The sequence below is a fragment of the Streptomyces sp. NPDC057877 genome (assembly GCF_042796855.1).
Lineage (GTDB): Bacteria > Actinomycetota > Actinomycetes > Streptomycetales > Streptomycetaceae > Streptomyces.
Map to the genome: position 1 here is coordinate 156,709 of NZ_JBHVMS010000007.1, position 15,109 is coordinate 171,817.

Here is a 15,109-nt window from a genome sequence, read left to right on the forward strand (position 1 = left end):
ACTGGAGGCGGACCTCGGGATCGACTCGATCAAGCGGGTGCAGATCCTTGGAGCCTTGCAGGAGTCGTATCCGGTGTCCGAGGACGTGGACCCGGAGCGGCTGGCGGAGTTGCGGACGTTGGAGGACATCGCGGGCTTCCTCGCCTCCACCGTGTCCACCAGCACCGGAACCGTCACACCTCCACCCCCACCCCCGACGACCCCCCTCACCATCACCTACCCCACCACCCCCGGCATCGGACGCACCCACGCCACCCTCACCGAACTCCCCGCCCCGCACACGCTCGTCGGTGCCTACGCGGAGCCGCGTACCGCGGTGGTCGTGGACGACGGGTCGGTGCTGACGCGGGCGCTGGCGGGGGCGTTGCGGGGGGACGGCTGGCGGGTGGAGGTCGTGGCGTTGCCCGGGAACGACGCGGTCGTGCCGGAGGCGGACGCCGTGCGGCGGCTGGGGAGCTGGGAGGAGGGGGAGCTGGCCGCGGCGCTGCCGGGCGGGCGGGTCGATCTGGTCGTGCAGATGGTGGCCGCCGCCGGGCCGGAGTGGCGGGAGGGCGTCCAGCGCCTTGCGCACGGTCTGCTGGTCGCCAAGCACACGCTGCCCGCGCTCAGGTCCGCCGCCGCTCAGGGCGACCGGGCCGCCTTCGTCGCCGTGACCCGGCTGGACGGGGCCCTGGGACACCGGGGCGCCGGGGACGCCGCGCCGCTGCTCGGCGGGGTCGCGGGGCTGGTGAAGACGCTGGCGATCGAGGCGCCCGAGGTGTTCGCCCGTACCGTCGACTTCGCCCCGGACATGGCGCCCACGACCGTAGGAGCGCGGTTCCTGGAGGAGATCGGCGATCTGGCGGCGACGCTCACCGAGGTGGCGCACGATGCCTCGGGACGTCGTACCGTCGGGTTGGCGGAGCAGCCCGCCGTGGCGCACGCGGCGGCCGTACCCGAGCTGGCCGCCGACGAGTTGTTCGTGGTGACCGGCGGGGCGCGCGGGATCACCGCCGACTGTCTGCACGCCCTGGTCTCCGCGCGGCCGGTGGGGCTGTTGCTGCTCGGCCGCAGTCGGCTGGTGCCCGAGCCCGAATGGGCCGTGGGGTACGAGGGGCCCGCGTTGCGCGGCCTGATCGCGCGGCGGTCCGCGCAGGGCGGGGGGAAGCCCAGCCCGCGTGCGGTGGAGGCGCGGTTCCGTGAGGTGACCGCCGCGCGGGAGATCGCCGCGAACCTCGAACGGCTCGCCGCGACCGGGGCGCGCGTGGAGTACCTGACCGTCGACATCACCGACCCCGCCGAGGTGCGCCGGGTGCTGACGCCGTACGCCGGTCGGGTCACCGGTGTGGTGCACGGCGCCGGGGTGCTCGCGGACCGGCTGATCGCGCAGAAGGCGCCGGAGGAGATCCGCCGGGTGCTGGGCACCAAGCTGCTCGGTCTCGGGAACGTGCTGGACGTGCTGCGCGGGGTCGCCGAGCTGCGGCATCTGGTGCTGTTCTCGTCCGTCGCCGGGTTCTTCGGCAACCGGGGCCAGTCCGACTACGCCATGGCCAACGAGGCGCTGAACCGGATCGCGGTCCGGCTGAAGCGGGAACTGCCCTCCGCGCGGGTCACCGCGATGAACTGGGGTGCCTGGGACGGCGGGATGGTCTCCGACGACCTGCGGGCGATGTTCGCCGAGCGCGGGGTGGCGCTGGTGCCGCTCGCCACCGGTGCCGGGCTGTTCGCCGAGCAGTTCACGGCGGCGCACGGCCATGACACGGTCGTCGTCACCGGACCGCTCACCCCGCTGTCCGCGCCCGCGGGCTCCCCGGCCCCCGGTGCCTTCGTCGTCGACCGCACCCTGGCCGACCTGGCGGCCGAGCCGCTGCTGACGGACCACACCATCGGCGACCGTCCGGTGCTGCCCGCCACCGCCGCGCTCGGCGCGCTGGTGAACGCGGTGGAGACGGCGACCGGCCGGGCGGTCACCGGCGCCAGCGGCTTCAAGGTCTTCAAGGGCGTCTCCTGGGACGGCGACGAGCCGGGCGGACAGCAGCCGCGGAAGCTACGGCTGTCCGCGGAGCCCGCCCCGGCCTCCCCCGCCGAGGCCGACGTCCTCGCCTCGTCGGTCGACGCCACCGGCCGCAGCCGCCCCGCCTACAGCGCGCGGATCTCCACCGCCGAGGGCACACCCGCCGCCGCCCGCACCGACCTCGTCGCCCTCGCCCGCTCCGCCACCACCGGCCGGGACGCCGCGCCGCTCTACCGCGACGGCACCCTCTTCCACGGCCCCGCGCTGCGCGGGCTGCGCTCGGTCCTGGTCAGCGACGACCAGCGGCTCCTCGTACGGGCCCGGCTGGCCGACGACCGGCCCGCGCACGGCGGTTACCACGGACGGCTGCACAGCCCCGTCCTCGCCGACCTGCTGCTCCAGGCGGTCCTGGTGTGGGTGCGGGAGCGGCGCGGCCGGGCCAGTCTGCCGATGGAGATCGGGCGGACGCGGCTGCTGGCGCCGCTGCCGTCGGACGCCGAGTTCCTGATCGCCGTGGAGGACATCAGGACCGGCCGGACCGGCGTCACCTGCACGGTGACCGCCGTCGACCCCCAGGGGCGGGTGCTGGCGGTGTTCGAGGACGTGGCGGCCGTGGAGGACGCGGAGCTGGAGGGCCGGTTCCGGCAGTCCGGCGGCCGGTTCGCCCCGGTGACGGTCTGACCCCCGGAGGCTGATCCCCATGGGCGCGTACGCGATCGTCGGCCTGTCCTGCCTCTTCCCGGGCGCCGCGACCCCCGACGGCTACTGGCGCAACCTGATCGACGCGGTGGACTCCCGCACCGAGGGCGGTGAGCGCATCTTCGGACACGATCCGCTGGCCGCGGAGCCCGGCCCCGAGGCGCACCGGGACCGGCACCGCATCTACTGCACCCGCGGCGGCTTCCTGGACCCGGAGACCGAGGCCACGGCCGCCGCCCTCGACGGCTACCTGCTGTCCGCCGACCGACTGGCGGGCCTGGACCGCTCGTTCCACTGGGCGCTCAAGGCCGCCGCGAACGCCCTGGCCGACGCGGGTGTATCCCCCGCTGCCGCGTCCGGCGGGGCCGTCGGCCGGAGGACCGGCGTGGTGTTCGGGAACTACCCGTTCCCCACCCCGGCCTCCGGCCGGACAGCGGGGAAACTGTGGGACGCCGCCGTGACCGAGGGGCTCACGGCGGCAGGTTTCCCCGTGGCTGGGCCGCCGTCCCGTGCGGAGGACGGCGGCCCGGCCAGCGAGACGGCGCGGGCCCACGACCTCTGGCCCGGTGGCCTGCCCGCCCACGTCGTCGCCGCCGCGCTCGGCCTCGGCGGACCCCGCCACACCCTGGACGCCGCCTGCTCCTCGGCGCTCTACGCCCTCCAGCTCGCCTGCGCCCACCTGGCCACGGGCCGCGTCGACCTGATGCTCGCGGGCGGGGTCTGCGCGCCCGACCCGACCGTCATCCACCTCTCCTTCTCCGACCTGCGCGCCTATCCGCCGGACGGCGTCAGCCAGCCCTTCGACGCCCGGTCCCGGGGCATCCTCACCGGCCAGGGCGCCGCCATGGTCGCCGTGAAGCGGCTCGCCGACGCCCGCCGTGACGGCGACCGCGTGTACGCCGTCATCGACGCGGTCGCCCTCGGCAACGACGGCCCCGGCAAGCACCTGCTGGTGCCGAACGTCGAGGGCCAGCTCGCGTCGTACGAACTCGCCTACCGGGAGGCGGGCGTCGACCCGCGCGAGGTGCGGTACGTCGAGTGCCACGCCACCGGCACCCCGCTCGGCGACCGCACCGAACTGGACGGCCTGGCCCGCTACTTCGGGCCCGGCGGCCCGCTGCTCGGCTCGGTCAAGGGCAACATCGGGCACCTGCTGACCGCGGCCGGGATCAGCAGCCTCGTCAAGGTCGTCCTCGCCCTGGCGCACGACACCATCCCGCCGACCACCGGAGTGACCGCGCCGCTGCCCGGCACGGTCGCCGACCGGGTGGTACGCGAGCCGGTGCCGTGGCCCGTACCGGCGGACGGCGTGCGCCGGGCCGCCGTCTCGGCGTTCGGCTTCGGCGGCACCAACGCGCACGTCGTCCTCTCCGGGCCGGAGGCCGCCACCGACGGCCCGGACGACCCGCCAGGACGCCAGATCCCGCCGCAGCTCGCCGTCATCGGCATGGGCGCCCACTTCGGCTCCTTCACCACCCTCGACGCGTTCGAACGCGCCGGGTACGACGGCACCAGCGCCGTACGGGACCTGCCGCCGAAGCGCTGGCGCGGCTTCGAGGCCGTCACCGGCGGACCGCTGGACCGCGCCGGGCTCGCCCACGACCGGGTGCCACGCGCCGCCTACGTCGAGGACTTCGACGTCGACGCCACCTCGTACCGCATCCCGCCGAACGACCTCGACCACTTCAACCAGCAGCACCTGCTGATGATGCGGGTCGCCGAGGAGGCCCTGAAGGACGCCGGGTACGAGCGCGCCGGACCCGGCGGGGGCGGACGCCGGGTCGCCGTCGTCCTAGGCATGGAGACGGAGCCCAGCGCCCACGGGCACGCCGCCCGGTACGCGCTCGGGCGCAAGCTCGCCGCCTGGTGCGCGCGGGCCGGACTCGACCCCACGGACGACCAGCTCGCGGCGCTGACCCGGGCCGCCCGCGACGGCATCCACGACTCCATCGAGGCCAACGAGGTCCTCAGCTACATCGGCAACATCATGGCCGCCCGGATCTCCTCCCTGTGGAACCTCACCGGCCCCTCCTTCACCGTCTCCTCGGACAGCGCCGTGGGCGTCGACGCGCTCGACACCGCGCGGCTGCTGCTGCTCGACCCGAGCGTGGAGGCGGTGCTCGTCGGCGCGGTCGACCTGGCCGCCGGGCCCGAGTCGGCGCTGGCCCGCGCACTCCTGCAGCCGGGCGGCGTACGGGTGCTGGGGGAGGGGGCGGGCGCGGTGGTCGTCACCCGGCCCGGCTCGGTCCCGCCTGACCGCACCGTGTACGCCACCGTGGACGCCCTCGCCGTGCGCCACGCGCCGACGCTCTCCCCGGAGCCGGACGCCGACCTGGTCGCCGCCGCGGCGGAGGAGGCGCTGACGGCGGCCGGACTCGTCCCGGCGGACGTCGAGCTGGTCGAGGCCGGGGCGGCGGACGGCGCCGTCCTGACCGGGCTCGGCCGGGTGTGGTCCGCCGAGCGGGCCGGGGGTGCCCTGCGCACCGCGCTGTCGGGCGTCGACTCGGCGGTGGGCGACACCGGCTGCGCCTCCGCCATGGCCCAGCTGATCCGGGCCGCGCTCTGCCTGCACCACGCCTACCAGCCGGTCGCGCCGGGCGGTGTGGCCGCCGACTCCCTCACCGGCTCCGCGTTCTTCCTCGCCACCGACTCGCGGCCCTGGCTGCGGCAGCGCCGGGACGGCCGCCGGGCCGCCTGTGTCGCCGTCACCGGCACCGCGGGCAGCCACGCCCACCTGGTGCTCGGCGGCGCGCAGACCCGCGGCGAGGTGGCCGCCACCGACTGGGTGCGCTCCGGCGGCAGCCTCGTCGTACCCGTCGGCGCCGACGACATCGGCAGCCTGCTGCGGCGGCTCGCGGAACTCCGTGACGCCGTCGAGGGCGGCGGCGACTGGGCGCGGCTGGTGGAGGACCGGCCCGCCGCGCTGAAGGCCGTACTCGTCGCCGACGACGCGGTCGGGCTCGTCCGCCAGCTCGACCGGGCCGTCAAGGACCTGCCGGAGGTCCATCGCGCGGGCGGCGAGTGGACCTCGCCCTCCGGCAGTTGCTTCGCCGCCCGCCCGGCGGGCGGATCGGGCGCGAAGACGGCGCTGGTCTACCCGGGCGCCTTCAACTCCTATCTGGGCCTGGGCAGGGCGATGTTCCGGGCCTTCCCCGGTCTGCTGCCCCGCTTCGAGACCCAGGCCGAGCGTCCCGCCGACATGCTGCGCTCCGCGCTGCTCTACCCGCGCGGGCACGCCCCGCTCGACCGGCGCGAGCTGATGCGCCGGGAGGCCGACCTCATCGAGGACATCCCGCTGATGCTGGCCGTCGGCACGAGCTACGCGCTGCTGTCCACCGACCTGGTCCGCGAGGTCCTCGGCGTGCCGGTGCACGGCGCGTTCGGCTACAGCCTCGGCGAGTCCAGCATGCTGTTCGCGACCGGCGGCTGGCTCAAGGAGGCCCGCGCCACCACCAAGATCGACACCTCGCCCCTCTTCGTCGACCGGCTGCGCGGCCCCAAGCGGACCGTGCGCGAGCTGTGGGGCCTCGGCGACGAGGTGCCCGACCAGGACGTCTGGGCCACCCACGTCCTGCTCGCCCCCTCGGACGAGGTACGGGCGGCCGTCGCGGGCTACGACCGGGTCTTCATCACCCACGTCAACACCCCCGCCGAGGTGGTCGTCGCGGGCGACCCCGCCCAGTGCCGGGCCCTGATCGACGCCCTCGGCTGCCGGAGCGCCCGTTCACCCGCCAACCACGTCATGCACAGCCCCGTCGTCGACGGCGTCCTGCCGGAACTCGCCGACCTCAACCGCTATCCCACCGGCGACACCGGCGACTTGGTCCTCTACAGCAGCCGCCACTACGCCCCCGTCGACGACCTCGACCAGGACACGGTGGCAGCCAACATCGCCGTCACGCTCCGCGAGACCGTCGACTTCCCGCGCCTGGTGCGGCGCGCCTACGAGGACGGCTTCCGGTGCTTCATCGAGGTCGGGCCGTCCAGCACCTGCTCCCGCTGGATCCACGAGACCCTCACCGAGGCCCCGCACCTGTCCGTCCCCGTCGACCGCCGGGGCGCCCGCGGCGCCACCGACATCGCCCGCCTGGTCGCCCGCCTCGCCACGCACGGCATCCCGGTCGACCTGACCCCCTTCCGCCCCCGCACCGCACCCGGCCCGCGTCCCGTGGGGCTGCGCACCTTCACGGTGGGCGGGGAGCCGGTGGCACCGCTGGTGGCGGAGGCGGCGGCACCGGTCGTACGGGCGGTGCGGACGCTACCGGTGAGGACCGAGACGCCGGTGCCGGTGCTCGTCGGGTCCGCCAGCCCCGTACCGGAACCGCCCGCCCCGCGACCTCCGGTACCGGAACCGCCCGCCCCGCAACCCCCCGCCACGGAAGGGGACCCCGCGATGCCGACCCGCCCCGCCGCCGGACCGCCCGTACCCGCGCTGACGCTGGAGCGGGAACCGGTCACGATGCTCCCCGCGACCGACGCGACCGACGCGACAGCCGTACCGGCACCGGAGCCCACCCCCGAGGTGCCCGACGTACCACCCCGCCCCGCCGTCTTCGGCGAACCCCTCCCCGTACCCCCCGAACCCGCCCCCGCCCCCGAGCCCGAACCCGCCCCCACCCCCGTCCGGCGCTCCGACGACAACGCCGCCACCCTGGCCCTCGTCCGCAGCCTGCGCGCCGAGATCCTGGAGGCGCACCGCGAGGTGCTGGACGCCCAGCAGGCGTTGCGGGAGGAGCTGACGGCCGTACTGTCGGCGGCCCCGAAGACGCCCCCGGCCCCCGTCCGCCCGCCCAAACCCGAAGGCGTCGTCTGGGACGAACACGACCTCCTCCAGTTCGCCATCGGCAAGGTCGGCGACGTCTTCGGCCCGCGCTTCGCCCGCATCGACGGCTACCCGCGCCGCGTCCGGCTCCCCGCCCCGCCGTATCTCTTCGCCACCCGCGTCACCCGGCTGGACGCGGAGCCCGGCGAGTTCAAGCCGTCGTTCATCCGCACCGAGTACGACGTCCCACGGGACGCCTGGTACGCCGTCGACGGTCAGGTCCCGCCCGCCGTCACCATCGAGGCCGGGCAGTGCGACCTGCTCCTGATCAGCTATCTCGGCGCCGACTTCACCAACCGGGGCCAGCGGGTCTACCGCCTGCTCGACAGCAGCCTCAGCTTCGTCGGCGACCTGCCCCGCACCGGGCAGACCCTGCGCTACGACATCTGGATCGACCAGTTCGTCCGCCAGGGCGACACCCTGCTGTTCTTCTTCCACTACGACTGCTACGCCGACGGCGAGCTGATCCTCAAGCTCAACAACGCCTGCGCGGGGTTCTTCACGGACGAGGAACTGGAGGCGTCCCCCGGGCTGGTGCAGGGAAGTCGCGCCGCCGTCGCCAAGTCCGCCCCCGACCCGGCGCGTTCGGCGTTCAAGCCGCTCGCCGCCACCCACCGCACCACCCTCACCGGCGCCGATCTCGACGCGCTCGCCGAGGGCCGTGTCACCGACGTCTTCGGCCCCGGGCACGGTCAGCCGCCCGGCTGCAACACCTCCCTCAGGCTGCCCGACGGGATGCTGCGGATGGCCGACGAGGTCACCCTCCTGGACCGCACCGGCGGCAGCCACGGCCTCGGCCGGATCGAGGCCGTCAAACGGCTCCAGCCCGACGCCTGGTACTTCACCAGCCACTTCCCCGACGACCCGGTGCTGGCCGGATCCCTCGTCGCGGAAGGCGCGGTCCAACTCCTCGAGGTGTACGCCCTCTCCCTCGGCCTCCACCTCACCCTCCCCGACGCCCGCTTCCAGCCGGTGCCCGACCTGCGCACCGAGGTCAAGGTGCGCGGCCAGATCACCCCGCGCAACGAGCGCGTCGAGTACCGCGTCGACATCACCGAACTGACCCTGCTGCCCCGCCCCGCCGTCGTCGCCGACGTGGTCGTGCTGCGCGACGGCACCCCGTCGATCGGCGTCACCGGCCTCGGCATCCGGCTGTGCGAGAAGCCCGGCACGCCCTACCGCCCGGAGACCGGCGGCACCGTGCCGCACTTCCTCGGCCGTCTCTCCCCGGCCACCGGCGAGCCCGCGCTGCTCAACGAGTTCCACATGGCGCACGCCGCGAAGGGCGACCTGGCGGTGGCCATGGGCCCCGAGTTCGACATCTACGCCAACAGCCGGGCCCCCTACATCCCCAACGGCGACTTCCTCTTCGTCGACCGGGTGATGCGCCTCGACGGCACCCGCGGCACGCTGAAGCGCGGCGCGGTCATGGTCACCGAGTACGACTCACCGCCCGACGCCTGGTACTACGCCGACAACGGCGACCCGCACATGCCGAACTGCGTCTTCATGGAGTCCAGCCTCCAGGCGGCGATCCTCCTCGGCTACTACCTGGGTGCCACGCTGCCCTTCCCGGAGGAGCGGTTCAGCATCCGCAACCTGGACGGCCGCGCCACCCTCCTCAAGGACGTCGACCTGCGCGGCAAGACCATCCAGCACCGCTCGACGCTGCTCTCCAGCGACCGAATGCCGGGCTCCATCCTGCAGAACTTCTCCTACGAACTCTCCGCCGACGGCGAGGTCTTCTACACCGGCGAGTCCCTCTTCGGCTACTTCAACGAGAAGGCGCTCGCCCGGCAGGTCGGCCTCGACAAGGGCGAGCACGTACTGCCCTGGCTGGACCAGCGGCCGTCGCGCCCCCCGGGCGTCCGCCGCGTCGACCTCGGCGCCTTCCGGGCCAACGGGGCGGGCCCGCGCCTCGCGGGCGGCCATCTCGACCTCGTCGAATGGGTGGACGTGCTGCCGGGCGGCGGCGAGCACGGGCAGGGCTATCTGCGCGGCCACCGCACCATCCGGCCCGACGAGTGGTACTTCTCCCGCCACTTCCACCGCGACCCCGTGATGCCCGGCTCCCTCGGCGTGGAGGCGCTGCTGCAGGGGATGCAGGTGTACGCCGTCGAGACCGGGCTCACCGAGGGGCTGCGCAATCCGCGGTTCGCGCTGCTCAGGGGCAGCGAGACGAGCTGGTCGTACCGCGGTCAGATCCTGCGCGACGACCCCGACATGGAGTTCGACGTGCACCTGAGGGAGGTCCGGCGCGAACCGGGGCGGATCGTCCTCACCGGCGACGGACACGTGTGGAAGTCGACCCTGCGGATCTACCGGCTCGACGGCATCGGCGTCGAGATCCACCACGACTAGCGCCCACCAGCCGTAACTCCACCGACAGGAGCAGCCAGATGACCACCGAGCAGCCGTGGCCGCGGTGGAGCGGGCCCGTGGCACCCGCGGTCGGCGAGACCGGGATCCAGCAGGCGCTGGCCCGGCTGGACGAACCCGTGTACATCGTGCGTGGCCCGCGCGGCCTGGGCGCCGCGACGGGCGGCGGGGTGCGGGCCGACGGGGAGTACGAGGTCGTCGCCGCCGTGCCGCCGCTGGGGCCCGAACGCCTCGGCAGTGCCGCCTTCCTGGCGGCGTACGGAGTGCGGCAGGCGTACATGAGCGGCGCCATGGCGGGCGGCATCGCCTCCCCGGACCTGGTGATCGCCATGGCGCGGGCCGGGTACCTCGCCTCGTACGGCGCGGCGGGCGTGCTGCCGGAGACGGTGGAGAAGGCGCTGGCGCGCTTCACCGCCGAGATCCCGGGCCTGCCGTACGCCTGCAACCTGATCCACGCTCCCAGCGAGGAGCGGCTGGAGCGGACCGCCGTCGAGCTGTACCTGAAGCACCGGGTGCCGTGTGTGGAGGCGTCCGCGTTCCTCGGGCTCACCCCGCACGTCGTGCGCTACCGGCTGGCCGGGCTGCGGGCGGGCGGACCGCACGGGGTGGTCGCGGAGAACAAGGTCGTCGCCAAGGTGTCCCGGACCGAGATCGCGGAGCTGTTCATCCGGCCCGCGCCGGAGGCGATGGTGCGGGCGCTGCGCGAGGAGGGCGCGATCAGCGCGGAGCAGGCGGAGCTGGCCGCGCGGATGCCGCTCGCCGACGACATCACCGTGGAGGCCGACTCCGGCGGCCACACCGACCGCCGCCCGCTGCCCGCGCAACTGCCGGTCGTCATGCGGCAGCGGGACGCGCTGATGCGGGAACTGGGCTATCCGGTACGGGTCCGGGTCGGCGCGGCGGGCGGCATCGGCACCCCCGAGGCCGCCTGGGCGGCGTTCGCGATGGGCGCCGACTACGTCGTCACCGGCTCGGTCAACCAGTCCTGTGTGGAGGCCGGGACGTCCGACCTGGTCAAGGAGATGCTGGCGCGCGCCGACCTCGCCGACTGCGAGATGGCGCCCGCGGCGGACATGTTCGAGATGGGCGTGGAGCTACAGGTCCTCAAGCGCGGCACACTCTTCCCGATGCGGGCCCGCCAGCTGTACGAGCTGTACCGCGACCACGACGGCATCGACGCCATCCCGGCCCCGGTCCGCGCCCGCCTCGAACAGCAGGTGTTCCGCCGCCCGCTGACCGACGTCTGGGACGAGACGGTCACCTACTTCCAGCGCCGCGACCCCGCCCAGCTCGCCCGCGCCGCCGACCACCCCAAGCGCCGGGCGGCGCTGATCTTCCGCTGGTACCTGGGCATGGCCTCCCGCTGGGCGACGACCGGTGAGCCGGACCGCGCGGTGGACTACCAGATCTGGTGCGGCCCCGCGATGGGCAGCTTCAACTCCTGGGTGCGCGGCACCTATCTGGCCGCCCCCCGCAACCGCCGGGTCGCCGACATCGCCCGCCACCTGATGTCCGGGGCCGCCTTCCACCAACGCCTCTCCCTGCTCCGCGCCGCGGGCCTCGCCCTGTCCCCGGCGATCGCCGCCTACCCGGTCCCGGAACAGAGCCCGGCGGACGCGGACGCGCCGGGGGTACGGCCATGACGGCGCCGTCAGCCCCCACGGCACCGCTGGTCGCGCCGCCGCCCACCGGCGCCGCGCCCTTCGCCGCCGCCGCGCGCCTGGACGCGCTGCTCGGGGACCCCTGGCGGCCGGACAACCCCTACGGGTTCACGGCCGGAGTGGTCCGGGACCGCGCGGGGGAGTACCCGGCCGCCTTCGCCGGGCGGCTCGCCTCCGTCGACTTCCCGCTGCTGGGTCTGCCCACGGCGCTCGGGGGCGCGCTGGACGCGCTCGACGACGTGCTGGTGCGGATCCGGGTGGCGGCGCGGCGTGACGCCTCCGTCATGCCCGCCACCCTGCTGTCCTGCTCGGCCGTCATGACCGTGCTCGCGGCGGGCACCGGCGAGCAGGCCGCGCAGGTCGCCCAGTGGGTGCGGGAGGGCCGTACGATCGCGTTCGCGCTGTCCGAGGAGGACTCCGGCAGCGACGTCCTCGCGGGACGGTGCCGCCTCGACGAGGCCGACGGCGGGTACGCGCTCAGCGGGCGCAAGTGGCTCGTGGGCCGGGGCGCCACCGCGGACGCCGTGGTCGTGGTGGCGCGCACCGCGCCGCGCGGTCCCGCCGCCTTCACCGCCGTACTGCTCGGCCCCGCCCACCTGCACGGCGTCTGGCGGCAGGACGCGCAGCCGGTCACCGGGCTGCGCGGCATCGACTTCGCCGACCTGGTCTTCGAGGGCACCGAGGTGCCGCGCGCCGCCGTCGTCGGCACCGTCGGCGGCGGGCTCGCCGCGGCGATGCGGGCCCAGCAGCTCGTACGGCTGCTCAGCACCGCCGCCTGCCTCGCCACCGCCGACACCGCCCTGCGGACCGCCCTGCGCTTCACCCGTGGCAGGCGCGTCGGCGGCGTCCGGGTCGCCGACACCCCGCACGGGGCCCGCGAACTCGCGCTCGCGGCGGCCGAGTTGATCGCCGCCGACGTCGTCACCCTGACCGCCGGGCGCTACGCCCACCTCTCCCCGCGCACCTTCGGGCTCTGCTCCAACGTCGTCAAGCGCACCGCCACCCGCCTCACCGCCTCCGCGATCGCCCGCTCCGGCGCCCTGCTCGGCGCCCGGGGCGTGCTGGCCCGGGGACCCGGCGCCGTCGTCGACAAGGCGCGGCGGGACAACGCGGTCGTGGAGTCCATCGACACCAGCCCCTTCGGAGTCCTGCGCGCCGTCGCACCCCAACTGCCGGGCTACGCCGCCCCCTTCACCCACCCCGGGACCTCGGACGTCGGCCTCCCCGCGCTGTGCGCGTTCGGCGCGCCGCTGCCCGCCCTCGACCCCGCCGCCCTCGACCTGTCCGCCCGCCCCCGGGACCTGGTGCTGCTCGGCTTCGCCGCCCACGCCGAGGACATCGCGGGTCGGCTCACCGAGCGCGGGGAGCGGCGGACCGCGGGCCTGGTGCGGGACGTACGCACCGCGCTGGCCGCCACCTTCGTCGCCGCGTCGGCCGCCCAGCGCGACCGGGGCCGGGGCGCCGCCTCGCCCGAGTCGCTGGACCTGGCCGACCGCGGCTGCCTGCTCTACACGGCCGCCGCGGCGGCCCTGGCCTGGTGGACGCACCCCGAGCACGGGCTCTACGGCGAGGAACCCGGCGGCTCCGGCTGGCTCACCGCCGTACTGGCCGTGCTGCTCGCCCGCGCCGAGGGCCGCGACCCGCGCCAAGCCGCGCCCGACCTCCCGCCCGCCCACCGCGCGCTGACCCGCCTGGACGCGGCACGGCTGCTGTTCACCGCGCACCCGGTCCCGCTGTCCGACGCGCCGCCGGGCCCCGCCGAAGAGGACGTGGACGAGGAGACGACGACATGACCGACCTGATCGCGCTCATGGCCGGTCTGGAGGACCACCTGGGCGACCCGTGGGACGCCTCTGCCCCCATGCCGTACGCCCGGATCCTCGCCCAGGACGAGGAGCAGCGGTATCCGCACGAGTTCGTGGACCTGCTCGCCGGATGGGGCCTGTACGACTGGATCGTGCCCGCGGCCAACGGCGGCCGGGCCGTCAACGTCGAGGACGGCTTCAACCTCTACCGCCTCGTCGGCCGCCGCGACCCGACCTCCGCCACCGCGATGGTGCTGACCAGCCTCAGCTACATGCCGGTGTGGATCGCGGGCAGCCCCGCGCAGCGCCAGCACTTCGCCGACGCCATCCGGGCGGGGCGGAAACTCGCCTGGGGCCTGTCGGAGCGGCGGCACGGCAGCGACGTCCTGGCCAACGAGACCCACGCCCGCCGCACCGACGGCGGCTGGCTGCTCAACGGCGAGAAGTGGACCATCGGCAACGCCACCGTCGCCTCCACGGTGATGGTCTTCGCCCGTACCTCCGACAAGGGCGGCCCCGGCGGCTACTCGGTCTTCGCCGTGGAGAAGGCCGGGATCCCGGACGGACAGCTCCGCCACCTCCCCGACCAGCCCCTGCACGGGCTGCGCGGCCTCGACATGAGCGGCGTACGGCTCACCGACTGCCGGGTGCCGGACGGCGCGCTGGTCGGCCGGGTCGGGCAGGGCCTGGAGATCGCCCTGAAAAGCAGCCAGCTGGCGCGCATCGCCATCGCGAGCATCGCCATGGCCTGTGTGGACACCGCCCTGCGCACCACCCTCGACTTCGCCCTCCACCGGGTCATCTTCGGCGCCACGGTCGCCGAGGTGCCGTACTCGCGGCGGCAGCTCGCCGAGAGCTTCGCGGATCTGCTGGTCGCCGACGCGCTGACCACGGGCGCCGTGCGCTCCCTCCAGGTCGCGCCCGCGCAGGCCAGTGTCTGGTCGTCGGTCGTGAAGTACTTCGTGCCGACGTTCCTGGAGGAGACGCTGGCCCGGCTGACGACCGTCCTGGGCGCCCGCTACTACTTGCGCGCCCACCCCCGGCACGGCGTCTTCCAGAAGGTGCTGCGGGACTTCGCCATCTCCAACTTCGCCGACGGCAACACGGTGGTGAACCTCAAGAACATCGCCCTGCAACTGCCGGGCCTGCTGGGGAACGCGGTCGGGCAGGACCCGGCGGCGGTGGCGCGAGCCGAGCAGACCGTCGCCCGACTCTTCGACCCCGCGGCACCCATGACACCGTACGAGCCCGCCGCACAGCAGCTGTTCAGCCGGGGCGGCGACGACTCGGTGCTGGCGCTGCGGTCGGCGGTCGCGGCACTGCGCCGGGCGGCGGACGCGGAGGAGGGGCGGGAGGCGGCCTGGCTGTCCGCGTGCGCGGACACCGCCGGACGACTGGCCGACGAGGTGCACCGCCTCGCCGACGAGCACGCCAAGCTGCACGCCGAGCAGGGCGGGCGGGCCGCGTCGCAGTCGGCGGAACTGTACGACCTGGCCAAGCAGTACACGGCGGTGGCGGCCGGAGCGGCCTGCGTCCACCTCTTCCTGCACGGCCGCGACAGCTTCGCACCCGCGCTGCGCTCACCGGCCGTGCTGCTGCTCTGCCTGGAGCGGCTGCTGCGCCGCTTCCACCCCACGCGGACGGTGACCGGCCCCGACGACATCGCCGAGGTCGCCCGGATCATGACCGACGCGCACGGTGAGGGACGGCTGTTCGCACACCGGCCGTTCCGGGTGAGGTGGTGAGGGCG

The 15,109-nt window shown here is 75.0% G+C and carries 5 protein-coding genes; all 5 read left to right on the forward strand.

What is annotated here, in order from left to right:
• The coding region (locus ACFVQG_RS22275; protein ID WP_383386027.1) for an SDR family NAD(P)-dependent oxidoreductase at positions 1-2,674 on the forward strand (2,674 nt) is incomplete at its 5' end.
• A 19-nt stretch (positions 2,675-2,693) separates the two neighbouring features.
• A complete protein-coding gene (locus tag ACFVQG_RS22280; RefSeq protein ID WP_383386030.1) occupies positions 2,694-9,875 on the forward strand; it encodes a beta-ketoacyl synthase N-terminal-like domain-containing protein in 7,182 nt (2,393 codons plus the stop codon).
• A 38-nt stretch (positions 9,876-9,913) separates the two neighbouring features.
• On the forward strand, positions 9,914-11,536 hold the full coding sequence (locus ACFVQG_RS22285) for a PfaD family polyunsaturated fatty acid/polyketide biosynthesis protein (RefSeq protein ID WP_383386033.1): 1,623 nt from the start codon (positions 9,914-9,916) through the stop codon (positions 11,534-11,536).
• Complete coding sequence (locus tag ACFVQG_RS22290; protein ID WP_383386036.1) at positions 11,533-13,347, forward strand: acyl-CoA dehydrogenase family protein; 1,815 nt, start codon at positions 11,533-11,535, stop codon at positions 13,345-13,347. Before ACFVQG_RS22285 ends, ACFVQG_RS22290 begins: the two co-directional genes overlap by 4 nt.
• Positions 13,344-15,104 (forward strand): acyl-CoA dehydrogenase family protein, encoded by a 1,761-nt coding sequence (locus ACFVQG_RS22295; protein WP_383386039.1) that lies wholly within the window; start codon positions 13,344-13,346, stop codon positions 15,102-15,104. Before ACFVQG_RS22290 ends, ACFVQG_RS22295 begins: the two co-directional genes overlap by 4 nt.
• Positions 15,105-15,109: the final 5 nt, after the last annotated feature.

Bases quoted from the DNA above. Each gene is read 5' to 3' on its own strand.
- ACFVQG_RS22280 (WP_383386030.1), top strand. From the start codon at position 2,694: ATGGGCGCGTACGCGATCGTCGGCCTGTCCTGCCTCTTCCCGGGCGCC.
- ACFVQG_RS22290 (WP_383386036.1), top strand. From the start codon at position 11,533: ATGACGGCGCCGTCAGCCCCCACGGCACCGCTGGTCGCGCCGCCGCCC.
- ACFVQG_RS22295 (WP_383386039.1), top strand. From the start codon at position 13,344: ATGACCGACCTGATCGCGCTCATGGCCGGTCTGGAGGACCACCTGGGC.
- ACFVQG_RS22285 (WP_383386033.1), top strand. From the start codon at position 9,914: ATGACCACCGAGCAGCCGTGGCCGCGGTGGAGCGGGCCCGTGGCACCC.